This window comes from Segatella copri DSM 18205 (genome assembly GCF_025151535.1).
Classification (GTDB): Bacteria; Bacteroidota; Bacteroidia; order Bacteroidales; family Bacteroidaceae; genus Prevotella; species Prevotella copri.
In genome coordinates, this window is the sequence record NZ_CP102288.1 from 2,180,119 (window position 1) to 2,204,815 (window position 24,697).

The following is a 24,697-nucleotide window of genomic DNA, read 5'->3' on the forward strand; positions in this document are numbered from 1 at the left end:
TTAAAGAACGTTTATTTTTTGAACTATTTTTCATCTGCTAACTCTCTCATTTCCTGCGAGTTTTCAACTGGTCTAGCTCACGCTTTTTCTGCAACAATTCTTCATTCATCCGTTCTCTTTCCTCACGAAGTTTCTTTGTTTCTGACTTGATTTTTAAGGTTTCCTGCATTATTGCCTTACTCTCGTCCTTCAAAGAAGCCACAGCAGATTCCAAGGCAGTAGCCTTTAGTTCCAACTCTTTTATTAGAGCTTGGTGAAAATCAGCCAAGGACGCATGTTTCTTTGAGAACAAACGTTCCACCTGATTTTCATCAAGACGCTTTAGAGCCTCCTCAACTTTCTGCCAAGAGGCAACAAAGTCAGGATCTTCTGTTTCAATCATCATAAATATACATTTTAGATTGAACGGCATTTGAAACAAGTAAAGTCACTTGTTCACGAGTTATAAGATGACAACTCTTTATTTCCATAAATTTTGGTTTCAGCATCTTGCCATCATCAAACCATTTCTGATAAATCACATAGCCATTCAAGTCATAGTGAAGGATCTTCAGGGTCACCAGTAAAAGTGTGTGGATTAGGCATAGATTTTCATTAGTCTGAAGAGAAAGAACTTACGGTCAATAATACCTCTGAGTTGTGCTCTGAAATGCTTGATCTTTGCATTGAGGGATTCTGCTGATGCATTGGTAGAGCGATTGACAAAATAGTTAAGGATCTCATCCTCACGGTCGTACATGGCGGCAGCAATATCATTGAACGCTTTGTTACCGAACTCACCGACCTTCGAGTACCATGAATGCAGGCTGACAGCACCTTGCTCCTTAGTACACCTCTGCGAGAATATCATTCGAAGAGAGTGGGTAAGCGAGAAAGCCGTCTTTATGTCCGGAAACTCACGGAACAGTATTTCTGCACGTTCCTTCTGTGTGCCTGTCCATTTCTCGGGTGACATCATAAGTAGCCCCTTACTGCGTGCAAGGAGTTCTGCACGAGTCTCTCCGTTCTCAAGTCTTTCGGGATAGTACCTTGCATTGCGCCTTATGGCATTGCCCTCCTCATCCACAAATGGACCATCGTTCTCCTGCAGCTGGCGCATCATCAGACGGTGCTCTTCCCTAGCATGGGCATCAAGTGTCATCTGCTCACGCCTATACTCTCTGCGTACCTCTTGCAAGGCTTCAAGACAAAACTGCTGATGATGGAACCGGTCGAGCGTACGCATAGCCTTCGGAAAGCATGTCTCTACTATGTTGTGCATACTCTCAGAGAAGTCGAGAGTAACCTCTTCCACGCTCATTCTCAACGCTTCTGGTATCTTCATCAATGCCTTTATGACATCCTTTGCCTTAGTGCCCTTGACTACAGCAATAAGGCATCCCTTGCGACCATGTGCATCCTTGTTCGAGGCTATTGTGTATACCTCTCCCGTGGACAAGCATGTCTCATCTATGCTGACGTGAGGACTTATGTTCTCTGGGAAGATGAGCCACTCGTCAGCATGGCCTAGTTCAGACCATTCACGATAGCCGCTTAGGTGGTCCTTGTAGGCTCTGCCATACTCATCACCGTCTATGTGATAGTCATCCTCAAACGAACGGGCCGTTATAGGGCGCGTCTCCAAACGCTTCTTTTAAAAAATCCGCCAACTCGGTTGAGCAGCGGGTGGACTCCTGAATGAGATTGCATTCGGTCATCACGTTGTGACCATCTGCATCAAGCCATCTGCGACGGCGCACGTGAAGCAGTACTTCCTGACCTCTAATCGGAAAGTCGTGAAACACACTTTCGCGTGTAAATCCATTGGGGCGCAGGTCTTCTCCGTCGTCAGGTTTCTGCTCGTTCTCATCGAGATAAAGGTGAATCACCTGTGTGTCACCTTTCTTCTCGACACGTACAGTCTTCAAGTCAAACCAGTCAAGCATGCGGGCTGGCAATAGGCATTCCGCTAAGAGTCTATACTGTTCCATTTTCTTCTAACGTTTACTCTATAAACGTACACCTGCTTGCTTTTATTGTGCTATGCTATCCACACGCTTTTGCAAGTGACCCGATCTTCACCGTATCATATTTCTTGTTATAGAAGATGAAGGCTTCTCCATAGGCCGTTGGATCGCGATGAAAATACTCACGGACTATTGTTGCCAATCCTTCTCTTCCTTTTCTCATATCTGTTGGGATGCTGCAGATATAGAAATTGGTGCGTGACGTAAAGTTGAGCATACTACATACTCATTTTACGCAGCAGTTCTACAACAACCGCCAAGTTTGAACATTTTATCTCCAACTCATCTCCAGTAGGACTTGCTATCACCAGTTGCTTTACGCACCACTTTGCCTCTGGCTGTACAACAGGCTGTTCTGAGAAGCGTTCATCAATAACCTGAAGAGGTATCAATGAAGGTTCTTCTTCCTTCTCTACCTTACCCTTGCTAGAAGAGTACTGTTTCTTGTATTCAGACAACCACTTGTAGTCGATTCCTTCATCACTACAATACTTACGCAGGTTTCGACCTCTACGGTTCTGGTTAAAGTCCTGCATCACCTTTTCGAAGTATTCCTTTGTTTCCATAATTCTGATTTTTAAGAATTCGGATGCAAAGGTAAATACTTAGTGTGTTAAAACCTTACGCTGTAATGGTGATATACTAACTGTAAACTGCTATTCCCCGGCGGTCCCATCCCGCAAAATATGGCGAAGACCGCTTTGGTCCGCCAACCTTAGAGCGTAGCGGTTCTGAGCACCGGAGGACGGTTACATCCTCTCGTCCCTTAGGGAAGAGAGGCTTGATGAGAAAGGTGAAGCTCTCCTTGCAGGAGAGACAGAGAGGTAGAAAAACCTTTGAAAAGGGTCATTGGGATTCCCGAATCTACTTCATGAACTTCGCTTGAATGAATTGCGGCACTTTCCATGCCATTTTCAATTGTTTTTAGAAAACATCACTATGAGAACCAGTATTAGTCATCACTAAAACCAGCTCATATATTGTTTCCATATCAACAGTCAATCTGGCATAATATGACATTCCCAACTTCCCGCATATTGCCCAGATAGTTTATGAGGCTTATATTCAGGAGGTAATTTTCCGGTCTCTTCTAGTATTCGAATTACCTTCTTTAGCTTTTCCATTGGAAGATTACGTTTTTTACAACGCTTTACATCCTTTTCAAAGCGACTGGTAGCTATGATTCTTTATTTCATATTCCCAACTTTTCAAACATATCATCAGCACTTTCATACTCCGTCACTCTACCATGACGAATATCATCCATTGCTTCTTCTATCCCAGACATGCTTTTCTGATGATTAGGAACAATCACAACACCTTTCATTGCCTCAAGAACTTTCTTGAGTCCAGCCATAACACTATTATCTTCCACTTGTATAGTTAATGTTGCCATAACCTATAATTTTAAACGTTAAACTTTTCCGCAAAATTACGCTTTTTCCTCGAAACCACCAAGAGAATCACAAGAAATCTGCAAGTTATCTGCAAATAACCACGAAATCAATCGTAAACTATAAACTATTAACTGTAAACTATAAACTGCTATCCCATGCGGTCCCATCCCGCACAACATGGCGAGGGCTTTGATGCCCCGCCAACCTTAGAGCGAAGCGGTTCCGAGCGACGAGGAGGAGCGGTTTCCTCCCTCTCCCCTGAGGTTTCTGTCCCCTAGAAGGGGAACCGAAGGGGTCTTAAAGACTATTGAAGGTAGGTTTTCGAAAAGAGATACCAGGCGCTCTCAATCCCGAATAGGACAAAATCTGTGTAAATCCGTGCAATCTGTGGGACATGAAAAAGTAAAGAAGAAATCTGCGTCATCTGCGAGACCTTAAACCCAGCCCGCATAGGGCTTCAAGAAAAGACTCCGAGTGACTGCCTCCTGTGTTTAAGCCTCCAGAAAAAGTGCCAAATGCGAAACAATGGTTCGCATAGCGCCTCAGCAGGAAAATACCTCACGAGTCTTATATCCCTATACACCCTTTGGAGATTATGTCCAAGCTGTGACCTACCAAACCGATTCCGGGCATCATGCCTTCCGAAATTCCCGGCTTCCAGCACTTCATTCAGCACAAACCTACCATACTTCTCATTCGGAGGAACAATAAGGCGAGAGGCAGGCATGCCGAACACCTCCTGCATGATATACATGATACCCCCGGCAAACTTCCACAACCCCAACTCCTTCAATTCCTTCTGCACCCTATCAATAGCTGCAGAAGAATTGGCAGCAAAAGAAGAGCGAGCAGCAGTAGCAGAAGTGTCAGTAGAAGTAGAAGCAGTTGCAGAAGTCATATCCCCAATAGCATCCCGGCGGTCCCATCCCGCACAATTTGGCGAGACCTTTGATGGTCCGCCAACCTTAGAGCGTAGCGGTTCCGAGCACCGAGAAGGTGCGGTTACATCCCCGCTTCCTGAGGAAGAGGGGCTTGGGGAGAAAGTGGAGCCCTCTTTGGAAAGAGGGACGGGGTGATTCGAAAAATCTCCTTCTTTAAGGGTAAGGGAGGACGGGTGGGTTTTCGAAAAATTTTGATAGACTTTATAAAAGTCGCAAAGAACATAGTAATAATCCACCAGTTGCCTTAACCCAATCCCCTCATTCATCAGATGCGAGAAGATATGAGTCAATTGGAAGATAATATTAAACTCCACTGTTGGGATTGCAATCTCCCCTTGCTCTCCCAACATTACCCGATGCGAGAACTGCTCCTCCTTCACCCTCTCATAATATTTCTGAAGCTTTCTGTTATGCCAAAAGCACAGCAGGAAGCTAGGTCGATAATGCACTTCAACCTCCACACCCTTATACGATGGGAACTCGATGTGGTGATAGCACGCCTTTTCATGAGGCGAGATAGAGCGGACAAAGGAGATAACCCGTTTATCTCCACCTTCCACCCAGATATCAATATCGCCAGGAGTCCGGGAATAAGGATTCGGATACATCAATGCATTTCCCTGCCCTTTCAGGATACAGGTTCTGAATCCCTTCTTTCGGAACCACTCAGAAACCTGGATGGCAGCATCATTCAGCCGAACATTCGCTTTCTCCAACATCTGGCTTTCCGCCATCCATTGGAGCAGCAACTCCTTTTCTATCCCTACATGTTCCGCAGGTAGCTTCTTGATACCATCAAAGAGAACACCCACCAGGCATTGCTTCTTGGCAATAGCATACAGCTCCTTCCAATCCGCTTCCTTCAAGGAATCAGGTATTTCCTTGGCAGAACCAATACAGAATCGCAAGAAATCAAAGAAAATCTTTTGTTGTTTCAACATAAAGTTGTACTTTTGCACGCATGAAACAAGCCATACGCATCATATTATCCTACATAGCAGCTATCATCCTCCTTCCGATAGCCTTGCTATGTAAGTTCTTCCGAAGAAAGTAATCCTACTTTTTTCGGAAAGGATCCTTGTATATTCCCAAGAGCTGCTTACCGAAGTAATAAAAGAACTGCATGTCATCTACGAAGTAACGCTTGAAAAGACGCTTTGGTTCCAGACAGAAACGATAAAACCATTCCAATGCAAGTTTTTGGAAAATCTTAGGAGCTCGTTTGATGTTTCCAGCTTCAAAGTCTATAGTTGCCCCCAAAGCCATAAATACATCAATGTTAGGCAACTGATCCTTATACTTATAAATCCATTTAGTTTGTTTTGGATTGCCCAAACCAACTAAAACCACATTAACAGACGATTTACTAAGCATATCCACTATATGCTGGCATTCCTTCTCATCCTTCTCAAAACCAAATGGAGGAGAATAAGTTCCAACAATAATGTCTCGTCCAATACGTTTGTTAATTTTTTCTTTAGCTACATCAGCAACACCTTCTTTTGCGCCAAGTAGGAAAACCTTAATATTTTCATCCTTAGCATGATAATCACAATACATTGGGAAAAAGCTAGATCCAGGAATAGCCTCTTTCAATGGTTTGCCTGCAATAGAAGACATTAACTTAACCACCTTACTGTCACAAATAGAGAATTCTGCTTGTGAAGCATACTCATGAAACTCTTTATCATGCTGATGCTTCATAATATCGTCAATATTTGGAGTAACAAGAACACCATGAGTTAAGTTCTCCAGCAATTCTTGAGATGAGAGATTGTCTATTCTCACATTTAACAAATGAATTGATTCCATAAATTATCTTTTTATTTATCGATAAGAATTTGATTCAATACTTCCATTAACCCACATTGCAGTCACCCGTCATGTAACTCCCTGATTTCCAATATCCAGATTTTTTGAGGTATGATTTGGGTGTAGCATGGATTTTCTTTTCCCGAGCGGTTTGGGGTTAATGTAGAGCAAATCATAGATGGCGGAGAGTTTACTCTCTGCCTCTGTGCTCTGTCTTATACTAATGACCTGCCCATCTACGGTTTCAACTTTTGCAGTAACCACAACCTGTGTGCTGGCAATGCGCATGATTTCATCCCATCTCACATTCTCATGCTTCTTCAATTTCAGGCGATACTTGGTGACGCTGACCACCCAATATGCCAGTATGGCAAGGTTGAGATGAGCCTTGATTCCATTGTCGCTCTTATGATAGACAGGACGGATATCCAAGTCTGTCTTCAACACATGGAAAGTCTCCTCTACGGTTCTGATTACATTATAAAATTTCCAGATGTTCAATTCCTGGCTTTCATCAAGGCTCGTCAGCAAGACATATTTTCCATGGAACTTTCTTCTCTGAGCAGCCTTGTCCTCTCTGCATTCCCAGGTCATGGAAGTAGCAACCTCGTTCTTTCCTGTACCCTCATAGGTAAAGGTAACGTTGTATGACAGGCGAATGGCTCCATATTGCTTGTCCAATTTGCCCAATCGCTTGTTCACGGCGTCACGTTTCTTGGTTCCGCCCTTGGTAAGAATACCCTTTTTGATTGCTTCCAATCCCTCCTCATAGCGTTTGCATGCCTGCTCATACATGGAGCGTTCCTTGGCCCCCTTTGCGTCACTATCCACCATGAGAGCCTTGACGGATTCTCCATCCATGTCAACCTTACCCATCTGCAAGCGTATCTGCTGTCCCTTTTTGTCGGTATGATTGATGATTTCTGAACTTGTAGACTCGAACTTGCTATCGCCGGAAGGGAGTACGGTAATGTAGTCGAATCCATTGGCTTTTAACCAATTGACATTCGGCTTGGAGTAGAAGCCTGCATCCATCACTACGACACGTTTGGCTTCCTGAGTGGTGGTCTTGGCCAAAGTGCCAACGACTTCCTCAACGGTAGTAGAATCATGACGGTTTCCCTCGTATATCATTGTGCGGACGAGTAATCCCTCTGTGTTTACTACAGCAGCAAGGACAACAATCCTGCAGTCGTCCCTTTTCTCTTTGGAACGACCATACTGACAGAGTTCACTGTTCTCCATTTTCCCCTCAAAGTAGGAGTTTGTGATGTCAAACAGAAGGATTTTCTCCTCGATGCCGAACATGCTGCATACCCTGTCATGGAGCCAGTCCTCAAGACCATGGTGCTCGTCCCACAGACGCTTGGCACTTTCGTACAAGGCATCTTTGGTTATTTTCTCCTTAGGAATGCCGAACATCTCTGCAAGTGCAGTGTTCTCACGAAGATAGCGGACGGTCTTCAATTCTGAATATGGATAGATGGCACGTGCGATAATCTGCATGAGGGCAAAGTTTATATGGTCACGCTTCCATCCCCTGGAGGTCAGATATTTACGAATATCAAGCATACGCATGGTAGAGTTGCAGAGGTTCTCGCAACCGATGATGCGAGCTTCATGCTGGGTGAGCGTTTCAAGCTTAACGGCAACTGCTTTCTTGCGCTCCTCTTCTTCGCGAACCTTGCGCTCGGCGATGAGACGGGGATCGTTTTCCTGGGCATACTTGCTGCTGCGGTACTTCACGTATTGAGACATGGCTTCCTCGTAGAGCTTTTTGTTATCACACATCACGCTTTGTCCATCCTCAATCATAGTGGTAAGCATGGCTGCCAGTCGGTTACGTTCATCCTTGTCAAAGCCGGGAAGTTCTCCAAGGCAAAGAACACTACGATGCTTAGTCTTGCCATCTTTGTCGATGTAAGACTTCGTGAGACGATAGTAATCATATGCGATTGCTGTACCATCTCCCTGATCGCGATATTTCTTTGCCTTGGATATATACATTTCGGGGGCAAAGGTACACACAATTTTTTAACTGGCAAAACGGGCGGGTGTAGCATTTTGGGGATTTTCCCGAACATTCGCCGCAAATTAGGATTCTTTATGCAAAATCAGCTAGGTAATTGGCTGAAAACTGCCAAAATCTAGGATTTCGTTAGGAATCTTTAAGTTTTTCATCAAAGACTGCTGCAATGTGGGTTAAAGTACCAGCTTTATTCTCTTCCACCTTAATGCTCTTCTTTACCCCAGCATTCTCGCCAGCTTCAACATCACGATGGCTATCACCAATCATATATGATTCTGCCAAATCTATATTAAAGTCTCTGGCTGCCTGTAACAACAACCCAGGCTTTGGTTTGCGACAATCGCAATCTATCTTGTATTCAGGGCGTTCTCCTTCGAATCCCTTGTCAGGATGATGAGGACAGATATAAATACCATCAACATAAGCACCTTCTTTACCCAAGAGGGTTGCCATCTTCTTGTGTATCTCGTTGAGTTCTTCCCATGTGACCTCTCCTCTTGCTATCACAGGCTGGTTTGTGACAACAATTGCCAAGTATCCACTTTGGTTAATCAGCTTAATTGCCTCTGCTACTCCTTCAATCAGTTCAAAGTCATCTATATTGCGAAGGAATCCCACATATTTATTGATGGTTCCATCACGATCAAGGAATATGGCTTTCTGCTTGTTGGTAAGATTCTTTGCCTGAACAACACCATTTTTATAATCAGCCTCCACTTGATGAAAACGTTCTGGAGTACCCATGTCCTTTACATATTCAGGACTGTCATAACAGAACATCATGTTTGATCCACACAAAGGTTTTAGTATCTGTCGATCCAAGTCAACCTTTCCTTGTGGAAATCCAGACTCTTTGTTGATTTCAAGAGATTTCAAACCAATATCCAAAGCCTTGGGATCTATCACATGAAGACCAGCATTCACACGATTGTCATACCACTGTGGACGTTCATCTTCCTTGGCAAGCCATTTCTCTACATGACCGTTTTCATCAGCAATGATCAATCCACTATCGTATGGATGCGAATTAGGGTGAGTAAACAGAGTAACAAGACCTCCATGATTCTTATGGAATGCAACCATACGATTGAAATCAACATCGAATGCAGCATCCGCATTCAAGAGAAGGAAAGGCTCATCACCTAACTTTTCTCTCAGTCTAAACAAAGCACCAGCATTGCCAAGAGGAGACTCTTCTACAAAATAATCTATCTTTGCCCCAAATTGACTGCCATCTCCAAAATAGGCAATAATCTTGTCTGCTAGATAACCTACGGTCAAAATGATGTCTTTAAAACCTTGCGCACAGAGAGATTTTATTTCTCTTTCAAGAATAGGCATACCAGCCACTGGTATCAGTGGCTTTGGTATATTAGGAAAAAGTTCAGCGATACGGGTTCCTCTACCGCCCGCCATAAGTATTGTCTTCATACGAGTTTAGTTTTGAACACGAATCTCTCGAATAACACGAATAGATATTAATCCTTGCGATTCGTGTGAGTTTATCAATTTCCAAAGAATTTTTCTTCCAACATCAAGCACAAGCAATGATATACAGGAAGATGAAGTTCCTGAATCTTATATGTTTCAGTCTCTGGGACATGGATACAAACATCAGCAAATGTTTCCAATCTGTTTTCGTTCTGACCGGTCAGACCAATCACCTTCAAACCCTTAGATTTTGCAGCAACAGCTGCATAAAGTATATTCTTACTATTACCTGAAGTCGAGATACCCAAGAAAACATCACCAGCTCTACCTAAGCCATTCACCTGCTGGGCGAAAATCAAAACTGGGACGGCATCATTCATAAATGCGGTAGTTAATGAAGGTTCTCCCACCAAAGAGATGGCAGGAAGCGAACCTTGCAGATGATCAGCCAACACAGTACCCATTTCTGCATCTATCTGCATCAATCGGTCAATCTGAGCAGCATAAATTTTGCGTTTCAACTTAAACTCCTTCATCAACTCACCAACAATATGTTCTGAGTCTGATGCAGAACCACCATTACCAGCAACAAGCAACTTGCGACCAGCCGAATAAGCTTCCTCCAGGATTTGATAAGCCTTCAAAATATCATCTTTACAACTCTCCAACTGTGGAAATCGTTGCACCAAAGTTTCAATATGATTGTTCATATATGAATTCTTCTATTAAACATTCAACATTTAACACTCAACATTCGAACATCGTCTGTTGGATAAATCTTCCATCCATGAGCACCACCATCAGAGAACTGGAATGGCATCACAAAACCTTTAAGTTTCTTCAAAGCCTCTTCCACTTCCTTCTTACGGGTAGGTTCTACCACGAACATAATAAAACCACCACCACCAGCACCAGATACTTTGCCTGCCTTAGCACCAGCAGCCATAGCTACATCCATAGCCTCCTGAATCATAGGATTGGTGATGTTATTTGCCATCTTCTTCTTATTTTCCCATCCTTCACGAAGAATGTCAGCAAATCCATCAATATCACCCTTCAAGATCGCAAGTTTCATATCCTTGGCGCTCTGCTTAATCTTGTGCATAGCTTCAACAGCATCATTATCACCATGAGAAGTATTCTTCTTCTGTTCCTCAATGATAGCAGCACTACTACGGCTCTTACCTGTAAAGTAAAGAAGCATACTTGCCTCTAACTCATCGATAATCCATCGCTTAATCTTCAAAGGATTCACAATGACGATATCGTTCTGCAAGAACTCCATATAATTGAAGCCACCGAAAGCAGCTGCATACTGATCCTGCTTACCACCAGAAAGTCCCAAGTCCTTGCGTTCAATCTCATAAGCAAGACGGGAAATCTCATAATCACCCAATGGTAATCCAAGCCACTCTACAAATGCTTTCAGGATACAAACCACCATGGTAGATGATGTTCCCAAACCTGACCCTGCAGGAGCATCATTGTAAGTAGTAATCTTGAAAGATTTAGCACCAACGCCAAAATCCTTTACCACTCGATTATATACACCCTTAATGAGACTCGCCTCACCATCAATCTCCAGACATTCAGTCATCGGATAACTCTTGTTACAATGCGCATCATACGCATTGATAGTTATCTGATTGTCATCAGTCTCTTCAATTGTACAATATGCATACAAATTAATTGTTGCATTCAATATCAAACCTCCGTATATATCGCTATATGGCGATACATCGGAACCACCTCCAGCCAAGCCAAGGCGGAGGGGTGCTTTACTTCGAATAATCATATTTTAAACGTTTTTTATATTTCGTCCTGCATTGTACAAAATATACATTCTATTTCCAAACATCTCATTTCTCAGCTTCTCCGTTAATAATAAGACAAACTGTTATCCGTTCTTTCCTGTTACGAAATATCAATCACCCAAGATGTATCATATAGCTCTCATCAACTACAAGGACTAATGACGGATAATTATCTCTTTTCAAATCAAGTATTGAATAACTTCCCCATTACCCATCTTTCCAACGGATAAACAATATAACTTGCTATTGTAGACATTACAAACATCAATATCACACAGATAATACCTTCCAGTACATGATTGCCAATTTTATTTATTATCGCAAGATAAATTCCAAACATACCAAAATATACTATACTCTGATACAGATACAAAGTATAGCCCCGTTCATTCCATAATTTAATGAGTTTGAACTCAGGTATCTTCACTTTTGAGAAAAGCAAAGAGAAGAGGCATAGCACGATTAAATTATAAACCATAAATAAATAGTCTGGCGGAAACTTATGGTCTTGCATAGGTGTAAAAGTCATATCAGTACATGATAGAATAAGAGTCATTGTAGCAATGCAAATACTCAAAATCAGTAAAATCATTTTTTTGGAAATCTGCTTATAATAACAATACCCTATTACCATAAAAACATTGTAACAAAATATATTCCTAAAAAGCATATTATCAGAAAGATACTGAATTACAAAAAATACTATAATACATGCTAAGCAATACCCCCCCCCTCAGACCGTCCGAAAACCTTGATTTTCTGCTGTTTATCACTGTTTTGAGGGCATATAAAGCCCTCTAAGCTAGTCTGGGGACCAGCTCTAAAATTTCGATTTCTAATAAAATTCATAATTGATGTGCTCAAATCGAGCGAAAATAAGTGATAGGAGGTCTAAAAATTAAGTTGTGGGGACCTCCTTCTTCCCCTTATGCCATCTTTGCGATCAATTGTGGAACGCCAAGCATAGAGATGGCTCTACGCATGTTATAGGAGAGGCAGATGAGGGCCATTTCGGCCTCCACCTTAACCTTCGTTTTCAATAAAAAATAATACGCCCCTAAGGTTCTCTTCATCGTTCCAAAAGGATGTTCTGAGAGACACATTCTTTGCGCCATCTTCTTCTTGTCTAAATGAAGTTTGTATGTCACAATCTTGTGTTCTTTAACTTCTCGTTTCATCTTAGTCTTAGGAGGTTATGGTCTTCCTGATGATTACTGGAGTCTACCTTGTAATTCTGAGCTTTCATCACGAGAGTATCCTTGTTGAAGTCTGCTTCTTTAAATGCTGCTTTAGTACACTTATGCGAGCATTTTTTGCAAGCCAACTTATTGCAATAACGGATACGGCCATCCTTCTTTAAGGACTTTTGACGTAATATAGAGCCCTGCGGACAATACACTAAATTCTTAGCAGCATCTCTGACAAAGTAGCCTTGCAGCGCAAGCTGTTTGAGTTCCTCATCAGACATTTCCTTTATATTACTTGATGCCGTACATTCGTAGGATTTACGAACACCAATTTGGGGAGAGTCAAGGATGCCTGCATAGGCAGTCGGTATTTTGCCAGCCTTAAGGCAAGTTTCGAGATTCTCGGGCTTTTTGCTGTTTAGCATATCATCTGTTACGGTAGCTTCTACATATTCAAACTCTACTTCAGCAACATCATCGCCATCTCGCTGTATTACATTAGGGATGATTCCGGCAGCCAAAGCGTTTGCCATGTCTTTTGGATCTTGATAACCCTTGTCGGCAACAACTTCTACTATTTCATGTTCCAAATCATTCTTGGCCTCAGTCAGTGTTTCCGTAATTTCGCCATGATCAGTAGGATTGGTGGTAACATTGTAGGTGGCTATCAGATGACTGTCTGCCTCGACGGCTGTCTGTACATTATAGCCAACGTTAAAACCGTCATTGAACTTCATCAACTTAGAATCAGGATCTGTGAGTGAAAGTTGTTTCTCTCCACTTTCCTCCAGTTGATTACGATATTCTTTGTAATCCGCCTGACGCTTCTGAACCACCTCCAGATTAAGCTCGGTTTCATCCCTGCCAAGCTTACGTTCATCATCGAAGTCATTCTTTTCCAAATCCTCCAAGTACTGACGCTCATGCGCTTCAAGACGGGCAATACGATCATCAAGCTTATTGAGAGTAAAGTTGTTATCCTTAGAATTTACAGCCTTGAACTTACTACCATCAATAGATAAGTAAGAATGGCTGAAGAGTCCAAAGGAATCCAACTGCTTATTCAATGATTTAAAAACTTTCTTGATAGGCTTCAAATTATCCTTTCGGAAATCAGAAACTGTACGAAAGTCAGGGGTTACCTTGCTTAAAAGCCACATAACCTCGATATTGACAACGCACGCTTTGGCCAACTTTCGAGAAGAACGGATAGAATTGAAATAACCATAAATGAGTAGTTTCAATATGTCTGAAGGGGCATATGAAGGTCGTCCACCATTTCCAGGAGTCTCACGTTTAGTATGATTGAAGCCGAGTTCTTCTAAATCCTGGCTATCTACAAACGCATCAATGTAGCGAACGGGATTATCCTGCTCGATGTACTCGTCCAGACAAGCCGGAAACAATACGTATTGTCTTCTATCTTCACCTTTAATGTACTTCATAAGCGATAAATGTTTGATAGCTACAAAGTTACGAAAATATTTCGAGAAAACCAAAGATAAAGTGTTAACAATAAGAAATATTAGGAGACATTTTGGCTGCTATGGGTTTTCAGACAATCTCCCCTATTCACTTTTGTCAATATTCTTTTCTGCATTTCAAAAGAACACGACAACACCAAATAAGGTAGAATAAACCATAGATGCCAAACACAAGGCGACTGTGGAATTCCAGAAAATGAAAGGATACTCCATATATCATTCCAAGAATATGTAGAAATGTTAAACATATACTTGGTTGCTACCTTTTCTCCAAACAGGCTTATGATATTAGGCAACCAGTAATGCCATACTATTGATAAAACTGCAACTATTGCAACCATTACAACTGCATAAATATAGTACGGCAAAACAACACGCTTTATGCGACTCCATATTGTTTTCTTCAAACTACGATGCCCCTTATTAAAGGACAATGATGCACCTGATATAAAGAAAATTAGAGGCATTTCAAAGAGCATTAATGACAGAATAGGTTCCGATCCTATTTTTAGCCAATAGATTACATGAATGAAACACACCACGTATATCATTGATAATCCCCTATACAAGTCTAATTGCTTATCTCTTTCCATAGCTTTACAGATATATTAGTATCAAAAAAGAAATAACCCAACCAACAATACACAACTGAACAAATCTATCTTTCATCAATACCTTGGTCGGACTTCCACTTTTAACATCTACGATTGTAATCTGCAAGTATCTCAATATACCAGCCAAGACAAACACTGTAGTAAGGTAAATATAATGAGAATTAAACTGCTTCATAACATCATCAGAAACAGTATACATTACATAAGCAACCAAAGTAACTGCCGAAACAATGGTCAAAGCCTGATTCATAAAGTCCAAGTTATAGCGGTTGACATTTTTTCTTGGCAACACTCCCGTTTCTTGATACAATACAACATCATCTCTTCTCTTAGCGAAAGCAAGGAACAATGCTAACAAGAAAGTCATTAGAACTATCCAATGAGAGAGAATGATATCATTGACAACACCACCTAAAATAACACGAAGGACAAAACCAATTGCTATGATGAAAACATCTACTAAGGCTATTTGCTTAAGCTTTACACAATAGGCTATATTCATCAGATAATAGAAGCAAATAACACCAATCACCTGCATACTGGAATTTCCAAGAGTCCAAAACGCAAGATTTAAAGAAAGAAATAGCATCAACGCCATTAATCCATAAGCTTGAGGAATACTAATAGCACCAGATGCAATAGGACGTTTACATTTCTCAGGATGCTTTCTATCAGCGGCTACATCATATATATCATTAAAACAATATATGCTACTAGCCGCAAAGCTATAACAGAAGAATGCTATTACCGCATTTAGCAACATCTGGACATTTGCTAAATCCCCATGAAAGAACAAAGGCAAGAAGATAAATGTATTCTTTACCCATTGTTGAGGGCGAAGAAGCAAGATTAAGTTTTTCATTTCAGAACTCCTTTCTTCAATAATAATTCTTGTATGAAATTAGTCTTTACATCACGATTCAGTGCGCTATAATCAATATAGATTCTTACTCTCGTTGGCAACAGAGGAATCTGCTCCATCGTATTTGAAGGCTTACTTAAACCTAAAATCCGCTTAGCAGGTTCTATCTTACGTACAAAACCATACAAATCAGAACTATAGCATGATTTATCCGAGTGGTTGATGCATTTTACATAATAGTCTTCTATTTGGTTAGCAACTATGGTAGTAGCAAGAGTTGCTCCCATTGCTACCAAACAATTGATTAGCAATAAGCCATAAGTAAGCTTTCTTAGACGAACAATATTCTTACCCAACAATTTCCCTTCTGTAGCCATCAACAAGAGTATTGGCACCAAGTAGATATAGCTAACATAGCGATAGAACCAACCGCCAGGTACCAAGAACTGAGTGGCAAAGAAAGCCAAAGATAGAGCAATCATCCCCTTTCCTCGCTTCGTCTTATGCCCTCTTGCGAAACCGAACACCAATAAAGCCAACAACAACGCATCTATCCAGAACAATCCAGCTCCACCAAGCTTTGCATCTACAGAGCCACAAGCAGTAAGATTTTTCAGAGGATATCCTCCGTATGGAAATTGATAAACTTGACTCTGGGAGCCAGTAGTCGGTCTAGAGAAATCCGCAACAAGAATTTTCTCCAAATTATTATATTTATCAAACGACTCAGGCTCCACTATCGACATGATATCAACATTAGCTTGACCCCCCATAAGCGGATAAACAGGCGAATGATGATCCATTGTATTCGTGATGTATGGATTAAAAGAGAATGTAAGGATGGAGACGATTGTCGCCCCTATCCCATAGCTAACGATTTTACCAACCATTCCACGTTTGCCTTGCTTCCAGAAATACACAATGAAACTTAGGTAAAGCAATCCAAACCACATCAACATATTAAACTTAACAGATATAGCCAACGCCAGCAGGCATACGAATATCGTCAAGAACTTCACCTTATCCTCCCGATAAAGAATCATTGAGCAGAATGCTATCAACACTATAGAATAGAGGTTGAAGTCAATATAGTAGCTCAAAACCTGATTCCAGATAACGGGCGGGAATGCGATCACAAAAGCCAAAATGCCGACCTTTTTCTTACTCCAATCTTCAAATACTTTACTCAAAGCCAAGATAGTGAAGAATAAAGAGGACAAAGGAAGAAAGAAATTACCAAGCTTTCCCATCTCCATATTTCCAGTAAAAGCGACAATAGATGCACAAATAGTCTCTTGCCCTTTTGCATAGTGATCTACCCACATTCTAGATGATTCGTCCACAAGTTTCATGGAGTGATGCTCATAGATAGGATTCCAACCATGACTTAGTAGATAAATACCTGGTTGATGATACCAATTGCTATCGAAGGCTGGATCTTTGAGTAAATAGCAAAATAAAGCTATAAGCGTCAATCCAAGAATCACACAACAAGGAAACAATTTTACTATACAACCTTTAGCTTTAGAATATGCAAGAGATAATCCTAAACAAATCACTAAGGATATAGGAAAAATATAACAGAAGATTTCTAATTTTAAAACCCATGACATTCCTGCCATAAGTAAAATCAGTATAGGCATTAGTAAAAATGTAAATGCCCCAAGTTGAACATACTTCATATTAATTATTTTCAAATAAGATTAACCATTCTCTATAAATATTACTCATACTATACACCAAACTCTTTGAATATGCAGAATTTGACATATGTTGTAATTTTGACTCATCTGTTAGCAAAACTTTTGTTTGCAAAGCCATTTGCTCTGCTGAAAAAGTACCTAGAACTGGCTTAATAATTAAACCATCTATTCCATTTTCTATAACATCATATATAGAAGAAAAACTACCATAAACGATTGGAACGCATGAATTATTCATAGCCTCCATAACAACTAAAGGTACTCCTTCAAAATCAGAAGTCAAGAATAAGATTTTAGCTTTTTTATATGATGATAGAGGATCTGTAACTACTCAGCACCCCTATAGAAAACTTCTCGTTAATAAAGCATAAACTTGATTTTGCTTATTTTCTTCATCATTACAAACTTTTTAATGATTGAGTCGATGAGGACGTAGGCTGTTTAAAACAGTTCATTTAACGAGTTCTTTTCCGATGATGCCTCCAACATGTCTCCTTTGTCTATTATCGCCCTTCAACAGATTATCTGCCAGGAGATGCGTTTTTGCATTCCCCGTAAGTCAAAAGTCTGCGTTAAGGGATGTAAATCGTGATTTTGCCATGTGGAGATAAATGCTTATCTTTGCACCAAAAAATGGCAAGCGACTGTACTGACATAGATGTTGTTTTGCGCCAGATAAACCAGCGTCTGCGCAAACTTGAGAAGTCCGACTCCGAGAAGACTGAGGAGATCGGACGTCTCAACCGTGTCATTAACCAGAAGGACGTGGAGATACATAATCTAAAGACAGAACTTGCTTCCACAAAGGCTGAACTAGCCGTTGCTAAAAAGCGCATCAAGGAACTCGAGGGTGCTGATGACGATACATCAAGTACACCAGGAAAGCCCGAGAAAAACAGCAGTAACAGCAGTATCCCTCCATCCCAAGAAAGTATCGCTTCCCGTGAGCTGCGCAGGACCAAGTCTCTTCGCAAGCCAAGCGGAAAGCCGAGCGGTGGACAGCCTGGTCACAAGGGTCACACACTGCAGACTATAGCAGAACCAGACGTAATTGTAAAGCACGAACCCGTCTATTGTAAATGTTGTGGTCGGCTCTTGATTGATATACCATGCCAGAAGATCCGTAAGACACAGATTGTTGATATCAAGGTGGTCGTAGAGACCTGCGAGGAACAGTATTACGAGAAGGTCTGTGAATGCGGTTGCGTAAACAACTGCGAAGCTCCCAACTGTCGTATCAAGTATGGTGACAACCTCCGTGCACTGGTGACATACCTTAATGTAGTGCAGTGTATTCCGTTCAAAAGGATTGCAGAACTTATATCCGACCTGTCCGGCCAGAATATAAGTGAGGGAACAGTGCAGAACATACTCAAAGAGAATAGCGGCAAGGCAGACTGTGCATATGAGGAAATACGCAAGAGGCTGGAAACAGCGTCAGTCGTAGGAGCCGATGAAACTGGTGCTACGGTAGGAAAGCATCTGCATTGGAACTGGATATTCCAGAACGACCTGCTTACATACGTGTTCCAGTCAGAATCGCGAGGTCAGAAGGCCATAGATTCCAAGTTTCCAAAGGGACTTCCCTATTCGACACTTGTGACTGACAGACATCAGAGCTACTTCAGGATGAATGTTAAGGACCATCAGGTCTGCCTGGCTCATCTTCTTAGGAATGCAGAGTATCTGAACGAACTGGATCCAAACCAGAACTGGTCACGGAGATTCATCCATCTGATAGAACACTCTATAAATCTCAGAAGAGAGGACAACATTACCTCTAGAAAGATAAAGGTACTGAAGACAAAGATGAAGAACCTCTTGGGTGAAAGCCTCACGCATTTAGATAACGAGTTTGAGAAATTCAAGAGGGGTATCCTTAAAGTCAAAGACTACCTATTTACCTTTCTCTCCAATCCAAGTGTGCCTTACGAGAACAATGCCAGTGAGCGGGGAGTTAGGAAAATCAAGATAAAGCAGAAAGTCAGCGGTTGCTTCCGAACAGACAGCGGTGCCGATGATTTTGCCAAGTTGCACTCCATTGCTGAAACTGCTATGAAGAACGGAAATTCTAAATTCAATGCAATTCTTGCTGTAGTACAACAGTAAGACGATTACTCATGCCCATAGGGGGTGCTGAGTAGTTACGAGGATCTTGGAAACCTAAAAATTCCACATTACATAAATTATACATAGAGGCTTTACGCTTTACATTCTGCAACTCCGCACCATCGCCTATTATGCGTAAAGTCCATTCAGAGTTACAACGTTTCAATTTATTCCAAACTTCAATTATTCTAGAAACATTTTTATTCTCATCAATTCTCCCAACAAACAATGCAATATTGTCCTTTGCTAAAGAATCAGAATTTGTCTGCTCCAAAGTTGTAATAGGATTATGAATAACTTTTAGTTTTCGATAGTTTTTTAAATATACATATTCTTTGAAATCATCTATAAAACTTTCTGAAAGCAATACAAAACAATCACTGTACACATAATTATAAGTGAGACATAATTTAGAAGCAATACGTGTTAGAAATAGTTTCCCTTTTATTACCATACGTTCCCATAAATTACAACTATCAGTCAAAGTCCGAATTAATGTATACAAGCGGCCGTTCATTTTAGGTGAACAATGCAACACTGTTATAACTTTTATTTTGTCCTGGTCAACAACCTTTCTTATCAACCTTAAAGGATAAAAATTTTGTCCCCACTGGTTTATTATAACATCCGGAGAAAAAGAAGCTACTATTGAAGAATAAGCATCAATGTTATATTTTGACACTTTACCCCCGTTTCCGATATATATGTCAATTCCTTGCAGCACATGATGACTAGACTCACCTAATGTTGGGCTGCATAAAGCAAAGACTAACACATGATGCCCTTCTTCTTTGAATTTATTTGCCAACTGAAGAGTAACTTTTTCAACCCCTCCTACAGCAAAACTTTTTAATGTAAACAGAATATTCATTTTAATTAGAGATTTTCAATAAAGCACTAGCAAATTGACTTGCCATTTGACGTACACTAAATTGAGAATAAAGTTTTTTACTTTCTTCTACAGGTTTTTCTGCTATTAACATATCAACAATAGCCTTACCCAAAGCAATATCATCACCAGATGGAACCATAACGCATTCTCGACCATTTGCCAAATCGTAGGCAGCTCCCACTGAATCTGTAGCAATGACTGGAGTTCCTTGTTCTAAAGCTTCATTTACAGTTAGTCCCCAAGCCTCTATAATTCCTTGAAAAGGATAACTAGGTAGTACAAAAAGGTCTGATTGTTGATAATACAAACTTCGATTAGAAGGTTCTATCTTTCCTGCAAAGATTACGTTTTCTAAATTCGTTTCAGCTACATAATCTTTGCATTTCTTTAGCATTTCTCCTTCACCACATATTAGTAAATATGCACTTGGAAGTTGATTCTTAACAAATTTAAAAGCATTTATCAAGTTCATAATTCCTTTACGCTCAATAAGTCTCCCTAAATATAACACTATTTTAGAATTCTGAGAAAACCCATATTTTTCTCTTATACTAGTATTCTCATCACAACTGGGAGATGTACTACTATCATAGGCATAGACAATATTCTGTTTATCTACTCCATAAGTTACAAGATATTCACGAGCCTTGCTACCTGACGCAACACATAAATTAGCCTTTTTTGCATAAAAGGTTATCATTTTCATGTGAAGCCAATTCTTTATGCGTTTTTTGAATGGCTGACTGCCTAGAGGAGCTTCCCACTTTTCTGACCAATAAACAAAGGGGATTTTTTTTTGTAAGCACTTTTTGTATGCAAAAAAAGCAACAACAAACTGGTAAATTGTATCTATTGGTGGGAACACAACCACATTAAATTCATTACTATCCATAACCCCAAGAATATCTTTAGGGCGATTTACCAATACCATACCTATAGGTATATCTTTTTTAAAAGACAACCCATAAACTGAGTTTGCTAACTGTATATCGGTAACAGCTATATGTAATTCTACTTGCTTGGACAGCTCCTTAAAAAACTCTAACCGATATTCCGGCAAAGTATTATGAATAAATAAAACTTTCATAAATGCTCAACATTTTTTTATGTATCTTATCAATTTGGCAATAATCATTATAATAAGCAGCCTGATTCATTTTCATTTTAGAATTATCTGCATTACATAAAAAAGATAATTGGACCATCAAATCCATCTTATCACCATGTTTAAACAACATCCCTCCCTGTGAGTATTCTATTATAGATTTAAAGAAAGGGACATCTGAACATAAAACTGGTACATTAAAATAGTAAGCCAAAGATAGTACTCCAGACTGCGTAGCTGACAAATAAGGGTAAACAACACATTTCGCATGGGAATACAAATACTGAACTTCAGAGTCATCAATAAATCTATTAATTACTAAGATATGCTTTTCTGTTTCATCTTCTTTACGTTGAAACGCAATCGTTCCATTTCCCGCAATAACCAAGCGTTCCTTAGAACAAAGATTACTATTATAAAAAGCATTATATAATAATTCAACACCTTTATATTCCTCTATTCTACCAAAGAACAATATATAATTATCATAAGACAGTTCCTTCGGCTTTTTGCGTCCCCTAATTATGCTCTCTGTAACTAATGAGGGGAAATCGTGATAGAATGAAAGCTTGGAGTTTTTTGCCTCTAATTCTTTTTTCTGCACTATGCTATTCGTAACAAAAGCATCGCTCAACTTTAGAACTTGATATACTCTATGGTAAAACAAATGATGCTTTAACATTTGCAAAAAACTCTTTTTTGCTTCATGAGGATGCAAATCATGTACGGTATTCAAAACTTTGATACCATGTTTATGCAACCCAACAAGTAATTGAGGATGACAACTACCAGTTAGAATATGGACAAACTTAATGTGATACTTTTTACAATCATCAATTAGATTGCTATAATATGGCGGATAAATCGGAAATACCAAATGAAATAATGACTTTACTTTATTTTCTGGTTTAAGAAAAAAAGTAGCTTTTGAACGCAGATCAAGTTTAATCTGATCTGTATAAAATTTCTGTTCGTTTTCTACTAAGAAAAATCTAATATCATCTGTGCTGCTAAAAGAGTTTACTATATTAGCAACATATGGTCCCATCCCTGCATATGAGGTATCTGCCAATAATAATACGTTCTTATTCACTATGACTAAAAAAATATTTCTGTTTCTGTATAATAAGTTCACCCTCTGAGACACCCGGAGTTTGTGTCCAAGGATACGCATTGGAGGTCTCCAAAACTTTGCGAGAATATTCGTCCATCGTCATTATAAATTTTGCAGGAATGCCCCCCATACCTCACCTGCTGGAATATGTTTTGTTAGCACACTTCCAGCAGCTAATATACTATTTCTTCCTATAGAAGTATTTGGCATTAATATCGAGAAAGCCCCCACAAAAGAATTTTCATACAATTCAATAGCTCCTACTTTATCCAGAGAAATATGTGGCTTTCCTAGAAACCGAGATACATTCCATACGCTAACATCATGATTTATAAATTTCACGTCTGCAGCACAAGTCACATTGTCATGAATACTAATTAGATAAGGTTCTGTCCCAAAATAATGAGTATATAACTTAATATTATTGCCACAAAAAAAGAATTTATTTCTCATTAATTCCAATCTTTTCTCCAAAGAGCAATGTTTTATTCGATAATTAAATATTTTCTGTGAAATTTTTAAAATTATTCCCATATTGTACTCATTAATTTATTGAGATATTATATTTGTTCAAAATTGACATCAATTCTTTTGCACGGGCAGAAGTGTAATGTTTTTTTATAAAAGAAGAAACTTTCTCGTAATCAAAAGATTTAGCACGCAAATCATCCAAAACCTTTTCAAAATCTTCATAAGAATCAACTTCTGGTACTATACTTTTTAAATTATACCACAAAGTATCATCAGAATCAGGATAATGTCCTATTACCATACAACCATTACATAACATTTCAAAGAGTCTAGGAGTAACTTGGTTAAAACAAGAAGATTCCTTTTTAGCCTCATCAATTCCAGGCGTAGTATAACAAGAAATTTTTGTCTTGCTAATCATATCTAGATATGAACTTCTGCCGGTATCTTTAGCGACAATATTTCCTCTATGATCTATATATTGACGATTTTCAATATCTCCATTATTCATTATATAAGTAAAATCATCATGCAAAGACGCATACTTATCTAACATCCTTATAAAGAAAGGATTAGGTCTACCAAAAACACAAAATTCATATTTTTTTTCATTGTCCTTATTTACCTTATATCTATCTGGATAAGACAAAGCCCAATGCTCTATGTTCAAGGGACATCTATGTTCTTTTAAGAACCTATAGACCTCTAAATTTGTTACCAGCACCAAGGGCACATCTTTATAGGCTAAATAAAAATCATCTAACTCAGATTCCTTTAACCAAAAATCTAGGCTCAGGTGCGGAAGTCCGTGGATAGCCCAGCAGGCATGTTAACCGAAGATCATCATACGGTACATGAAGAAAGTCAAGTCTGCTACTCCTCTCACCTGCGCCCGAAATCCCTTCATCTTTGAGTTGAGAGATTCTGCAGAAGCATTGGTTGAACGATTGTTGAAGTAATTCAATACATACTCCTCCTTCTCCTTTATAGTGTCACGTACTGCGATTAGCTCTCTGATGTGGCTTCTGCCTATATTCTTGTACCACGCATGTAATGCCTTCTTGGCCTTCTTGCGGCTCTGCTTCTTCTTGAAGATGTTTCTCAATGCGCAGACCAAACCATAGCCGGTCTTGATTCGGTTATCCAGTTCGAAGAGAATCTTCATGCCTTTCTTCTGCCAGTCCGTCCAGTCATTGCCGCTCTTGAGCAGAGGGTAGCGTACATGAGTCAACAGTTCCACCTTAGTCTCACCATTGGCAAGTATCTCTGGCTGAAACTTCTCATTCTTGCGCTTTCGCGGCCTTCCAAGGGTTTTGCCGTTCTTGCTCTTCTTTGGTTTGTGGTTCTTCGCATAGTATGCCCTCGCCTTGCGTCTTGCCTGCACAAGTTTCTTGAACTTGCTTTCCTGCATATTCCTCTCCGTGACGGCAGCACGCTTGAGTTTCATGCGCATCTCCTCAAGACCTTTGCCTGCAAGCTGCATGATATGAAAGCAGTCTATGACAATCTCCGCATTGGGGAATACCTGCTTGATGATGCCCATCATGCTGTCGGAGAAATCCATCGTGACTTCCTTCACTGCAAGACGTTTCTCTTCCGGTATAGCCATGAGTCGCATTGCCACTTCTGCAATGGTAGTCCCCTTGACAGCTGCGATGAGCGTACCACGCTTACCATGGCCTTCCTTGTTGGAGAGGAATGTAAAGAGGTCATTGTGCAGCATACT

Annotated in this window: 26 protein-coding genes; 1 reads left to right on the top strand and 25 read right to left on the bottom strand. The window is 40.1% G+C overall.

Going from position 1 to position 24,697, the window contains the following annotated elements:
* Positions 1 to 46: 46 nt before the first annotated feature.
* From NQ544_RS09255 to NQ544_RS09340, 19 genes are all read right to left on the bottom strand, one after another.
* Entirely contained in the window at positions 47 to 385 is a 339-nt protein-coding gene (locus NQ544_RS09255) for a hypothetical protein (RefSeq protein ID WP_006849448.1), read from the bottom strand.
* 192 nt (positions 386 to 577) lie between these two features.
* Complete coding sequence (locus NQ544_RS09260) at positions 578 to 1,624, bottom strand: ISAon1 family transposase (protein ID WP_228023671.1); 1,047 nt, start codon at positions 1,622 to 1,624, stop codon at positions 578 to 580.
* A complete protein-coding gene (locus NQ544_RS09265; RefSeq protein ID WP_006847878.1) occupies positions 1,590 to 1,970 on the bottom strand; it encodes an ISAon1 family transposase N-terminal region protein in 381 nt (126 codons plus the stop codon). The genes NQ544_RS09260 and NQ544_RS09265 overlap by 35 nt, the downstream gene beginning before the upstream one ends.
* Before the next feature lie 55 nt (positions 1,971 to 2,025).
* Positions 2,026 to 2,223 carry an IS66 family insertion sequence element accessory protein TnpB gene (gene tnpB / locus NQ544_RS09270; RefSeq protein WP_006849452.1) on the bottom strand — a complete coding sequence of 66 codons (198 nt, stop codon included), beginning with the start codon at positions 2,221 to 2,223 and terminating at the stop codon, positions 2,026 to 2,028.
* Position 2,224: 1 nt separating this feature from the next.
* On the bottom strand, positions 2,225 to 2,572 hold the full coding sequence (locus tag NQ544_RS09275) for a hypothetical protein (RefSeq protein WP_006849453.1): 348 nt from the start codon (positions 2,570 to 2,572) through the stop codon (positions 2,225 to 2,227).
* Between the two features lie 432 nt (positions 2,573 to 3,004).
* Positions 3,005 to 3,130, bottom strand: a complete 126-nt coding sequence (locus NQ544_RS14025; protein ID WP_422784790.1) for a type II toxin-antitoxin system RelE/ParE family toxin — start codon at positions 3,128 to 3,130, stop codon at positions 3,005 to 3,007.
* Positions 3,131 to 3,198: 68 nt separating this feature from the next.
* Positions 3,199 to 3,402: a hypothetical protein gene (locus NQ544_RS09285; protein WP_006849455.1), complete on the bottom strand. Its 204-nt coding sequence runs from the start codon at positions 3,400 to 3,402 to the stop codon at positions 3,199 to 3,201.
* A gap of 458 nt (positions 3,403 to 3,860) precedes the next feature.
* Positions 3,861 to 5,285: a nucleotidyltransferase domain-containing protein gene (locus tag NQ544_RS09290; RefSeq protein WP_006849457.1), complete on the bottom strand. Its 1,425-nt coding sequence runs from the start codon at positions 5,283 to 5,285 to the stop codon at positions 3,861 to 3,863.
* A 115-nt stretch (positions 5,286 to 5,400) separates the two neighbouring features.
* Positions 5,401 to 6,156 (bottom strand): WecB/TagA/CpsF family glycosyltransferase, encoded by a 756-nt coding sequence (locus NQ544_RS09295; RefSeq protein ID WP_006849458.1) that lies wholly within the window; start codon positions 6,154 to 6,156, stop codon positions 5,401 to 5,403.
* Positions 6,157 to 6,225: 69 nt separating this feature from the next.
* Entirely contained in the window at positions 6,226 to 8,163 is a 1,938-nt protein-coding gene (locus NQ544_RS09300; RefSeq protein ID WP_006848056.1) for an IS1634 family transposase, read from the bottom strand.
* Positions 8,164 to 8,314: 151 nt separating this feature from the next.
* The gene (gene gmhB / locus NQ544_RS09305; RefSeq protein WP_006849461.1) at positions 8,315 to 9,616 is read right to left on the bottom strand and encodes a D-glycero-beta-D-manno-heptose 1,7-bisphosphate 7-phosphatase; all 1,302 of its coding nucleotides are present in this window, start codon (positions 9,614 to 9,616) and stop codon (positions 8,315 to 8,317) included.
* 74 nt (positions 9,617 to 9,690) lie between these two features.
* Entirely contained in the window at positions 9,691 to 10,326 is a 636-nt protein-coding gene (locus NQ544_RS09310; protein WP_006849462.1) for a D-sedoheptulose-7-phosphate isomerase, read from the bottom strand.
* 23 nt (positions 10,327 to 10,349) lie between these two features.
* Positions 10,350 to 11,411 (bottom strand): GHMP family kinase ATP-binding protein, encoded by a 1,062-nt coding sequence (locus NQ544_RS09315; RefSeq protein ID WP_006849463.1) that lies wholly within the window; start codon positions 11,409 to 11,411, stop codon positions 10,350 to 10,352.
* Positions 11,412 to 12,356: 945 nt separating this feature from the next.
* Positions 12,357 to 12,608 carry a transposase gene (locus NQ544_RS09320; protein ID WP_260113649.1) on the bottom strand — a complete coding sequence of 84 codons (252 nt, stop codon included), beginning with the start codon at positions 12,606 to 12,608 and terminating at the stop codon, positions 12,357 to 12,359.
* Positions 12,605 to 14,062, bottom strand: coding sequence for a transposase (locus NQ544_RS09325; RefSeq protein WP_260113650.1), 1,458 nt, complete (start codon positions 14,060 to 14,062; stop codon positions 12,605 to 12,607). Before NQ544_RS09325 ends, NQ544_RS09320 begins: the two co-directional genes overlap by 4 nt.
* A gap of 80 nt (positions 14,063 to 14,142) precedes the next feature.
* A complete protein-coding gene (locus NQ544_RS13960) occupies positions 14,143 to 14,694 on the bottom strand; it encodes an acyltransferase family protein (protein WP_006849466.1) in 552 nt (183 codons plus the stop codon).
* A 4-nt stretch (positions 14,695 to 14,698) separates the two neighbouring features.
* Complete coding sequence (locus NQ544_RS09330) at positions 14,699 to 15,577, bottom strand: decaprenyl-phosphate phosphoribosyltransferase (protein ID WP_006849467.1); 879 nt, start codon at positions 15,575 to 15,577, stop codon at positions 14,699 to 14,701.
* Positions 15,574 to 17,259, bottom strand: coding sequence for a hypothetical protein (locus NQ544_RS09335; RefSeq protein WP_006849468.1), 1,686 nt, complete (start codon positions 17,257 to 17,259; stop codon positions 15,574 to 15,576). The genes NQ544_RS09330 and NQ544_RS09335 overlap by 4 nt, the downstream gene beginning before the upstream one ends.
* Before the next feature lies 1 nt (position 17,260).
* Positions 17,261 to 17,563: a glycosyltransferase gene (locus tag NQ544_RS09340; protein WP_167529956.1), complete on the bottom strand. Its 303-nt coding sequence runs from the start codon at positions 17,561 to 17,563 to the stop codon at positions 17,261 to 17,263.
* Between the two features lie 350 nt (positions 17,564 to 17,913).
* Between NQ544_RS09340 and tnpC the strand changes: the two genes are divergently transcribed.
* Entirely contained in the window at positions 17,914 to 19,389 is a 1,476-nt protein-coding gene (gene tnpC, locus NQ544_RS09345) for an IS66 family transposase (protein ID WP_153134078.1), read from the top strand.
* Here tnpC and NQ544_RS09350 read toward each other — a convergent pair.
* From NQ544_RS09350 to NQ544_RS09375, 6 genes are all read right to left on the bottom strand, one after another.
* The gene (locus tag NQ544_RS09350; RefSeq protein WP_006849471.1) at positions 19,358 to 20,260 is read right to left on the bottom strand and encodes a glycosyltransferase; all 903 of its coding nucleotides are present in this window, start codon (positions 20,258 to 20,260) and stop codon (positions 19,358 to 19,360) included. The genes tnpC and NQ544_RS09350 overlap by 32 nt on opposite strands.
* Position 20,261: 1 nt before the next feature.
* Complete coding sequence (locus NQ544_RS09355) at positions 20,262 to 21,368, bottom strand: glycosyltransferase family 4 protein (RefSeq protein WP_006849472.1); 1,107 nt, start codon at positions 21,366 to 21,368, stop codon at positions 20,262 to 20,264.
* Positions 21,346 to 22,479, bottom strand: a complete 1,134-nt coding sequence (locus tag NQ544_RS09360) for a glycosyltransferase (protein WP_040553911.1) — start codon at positions 22,477 to 22,479, stop codon at positions 21,346 to 21,348. Before NQ544_RS09360 ends, NQ544_RS09355 begins: the two co-directional genes overlap by 23 nt.
* Positions 22,480 to 22,602: 123 nt before the next feature.
* Positions 22,603 to 23,034 (bottom strand): acyltransferase, encoded by a 432-nt coding sequence (locus NQ544_RS09365; RefSeq protein WP_006849474.1) that lies wholly within the window; start codon positions 23,032 to 23,034, stop codon positions 22,603 to 22,605.
* Positions 23,035 to 23,044: 10 nt separating this feature from the next.
* Positions 23,045 to 23,641, bottom strand: a complete 597-nt coding sequence (locus tag NQ544_RS09370; RefSeq protein ID WP_228023678.1) for a hypothetical protein — start codon at positions 23,639 to 23,641, stop codon at positions 23,045 to 23,047.
* 159 nt (positions 23,642 to 23,800) lie between these two features.
* The gene (locus NQ544_RS09375) at positions 23,801 to 24,694 is read right to left on the bottom strand and encodes a transposase (RefSeq protein WP_260113651.1); all 894 of its coding nucleotides are present in this window, start codon (positions 24,692 to 24,694) and stop codon (positions 23,801 to 23,803) included.
* Positions 24,695 to 24,697: the final 3 nt, after the last annotated feature.

What these genes read in the sequence shown, in the direction of transcription:
- NQ544_RS09255 (WP_006849448.1), bottom strand. Translation starts at nt 385, where the DNA reads ATGATGATTGAAACAGAAGATCCTGACTTTGTTGCCTCTTGGCAGAAA.
- NQ544_RS09265 (WP_006847878.1), bottom strand. Translation starts at nt 1,970, where the DNA reads ATGGAACAGTATAGACTCTTAGCGGAATGCCTATTGCCAGCCCGCATG.
- tnpB (WP_006849452.1), bottom strand. Translation starts at nt 2,223, where the DNA reads ATGCTCAACTTTACGTCACGCACCAATTTCTATATCTGCAGCATCCCA.
- NQ544_RS09275 (WP_006849453.1), bottom strand. Translation starts at nt 2,572, where the DNA reads ATGGAAACAAAGGAATACTTCGAAAAGGTGATGCAGGACTTTAACCAG.
- NQ544_RS14025 (WP_422784790.1), bottom strand. Translation starts at nt 3,130, where the DNA reads ATGGAAAAGCTAAAGAAGGTAATTCGAATACTAGAAGAGACCGGAAAA.
- NQ544_RS09285 (WP_006849455.1), bottom strand. Translation starts at nt 3,402, where the DNA reads ATGGCAACATTAACTATACAAGTGGAAGATAATAGTGTTATGGCTGGA.
- NQ544_RS09290 (WP_006849457.1), bottom strand. Translation starts at nt 5,285, where the DNA reads ATGTTGAAACAACAAAAGATTTTCTTTGATTTCTTGCGATTCTGTATT.
- NQ544_RS09295 (WP_006849458.1), bottom strand. Translation starts at nt 6,156, where the DNA reads ATGGAATCAATTCATTTGTTAAATGTGAGAATAGACAATCTCTCATCT.
- NQ544_RS09300 (WP_006848056.1), bottom strand. Translation starts at nt 8,163, where the DNA reads ATGTATATATCCAAGGCAAAGAAATATCGCGATCAGGGAGATGGTACA.
- gmhB (WP_006849461.1), bottom strand. Translation starts at nt 9,616, where the DNA reads ATGAAGACAATACTTATGGCGGGCGGTAGAGGAACCCGTATCGCTGAA.
- NQ544_RS09310 (WP_006849462.1), bottom strand. Translation starts at nt 10,326, where the DNA reads ATGAACAATCATATTGAAACTTTGGTGCAACGATTTCCACAGTTGGAG.
- NQ544_RS09315 (WP_006849463.1), bottom strand. Translation starts at nt 11,411, where the DNA reads ATGATTATTCGAAGTAAAGCACCCCTCCGCCTTGGCTTGGCTGGAGGT.
- NQ544_RS09320 (WP_260113649.1), bottom strand. Translation starts at nt 12,608, where the DNA reads ATGAAACGAGAAGTTAAAGAACACAAGATTGTGACATACAAACTTCAT.
- NQ544_RS09325 (WP_260113650.1), bottom strand. Translation starts at nt 14,062, where the DNA reads ATGAAGTACATTAAAGGTGAAGATAGAAGACAATACGTATTGTTTCCG.
- NQ544_RS13960 (WP_006849466.1), bottom strand. Translation starts at nt 14,694, where the DNA reads ATGGAAAGAGATAAGCAATTAGACTTGTATAGGGGATTATCAATGATA.
- NQ544_RS09330 (WP_006849467.1), bottom strand. Translation starts at nt 15,577, where the DNA reads ATGAAAAACTTAATCTTGCTTCTTCGCCCTCAACAATGGGTAAAGAAT.
- NQ544_RS09335 (WP_006849468.1), bottom strand. Translation starts at nt 17,259, where the DNA reads ATGAAGTATGTTCAACTTGGGGCATTTACATTTTTACTAATGCCTATA.
- tnpC (WP_153134078.1), top strand. Translation starts at nt 17,914, where the DNA reads ATGGCAAGCGACTGTACTGACATAGATGTTGTTTTGCGCCAGATAAAC.
- NQ544_RS09350 (WP_006849471.1), bottom strand. Translation starts at nt 20,260, where the DNA reads ATGAATATTCTGTTTACATTAAAAAGTTTTGCTGTAGGAGGGGTTGAA.
- NQ544_RS09355 (WP_006849472.1), bottom strand. Translation starts at nt 21,368, where the DNA reads ATGAAAGTTTTATTTATTCATAATACTTTGCCGGAATATCGGTTAGAG.
- NQ544_RS09365 (WP_006849474.1), bottom strand. Translation starts at nt 23,034, where the DNA reads ATGGGAATAATTTTAAAAATTTCACAGAAAATATTTAATTATCGAATA.
- NQ544_RS09375 (WP_260113651.1), bottom strand. Translation starts at nt 24,694, where the DNA reads ATGCTGCACAATGACCTCTTTACATTCCTCTCCAACAAGGAAGGCCAT.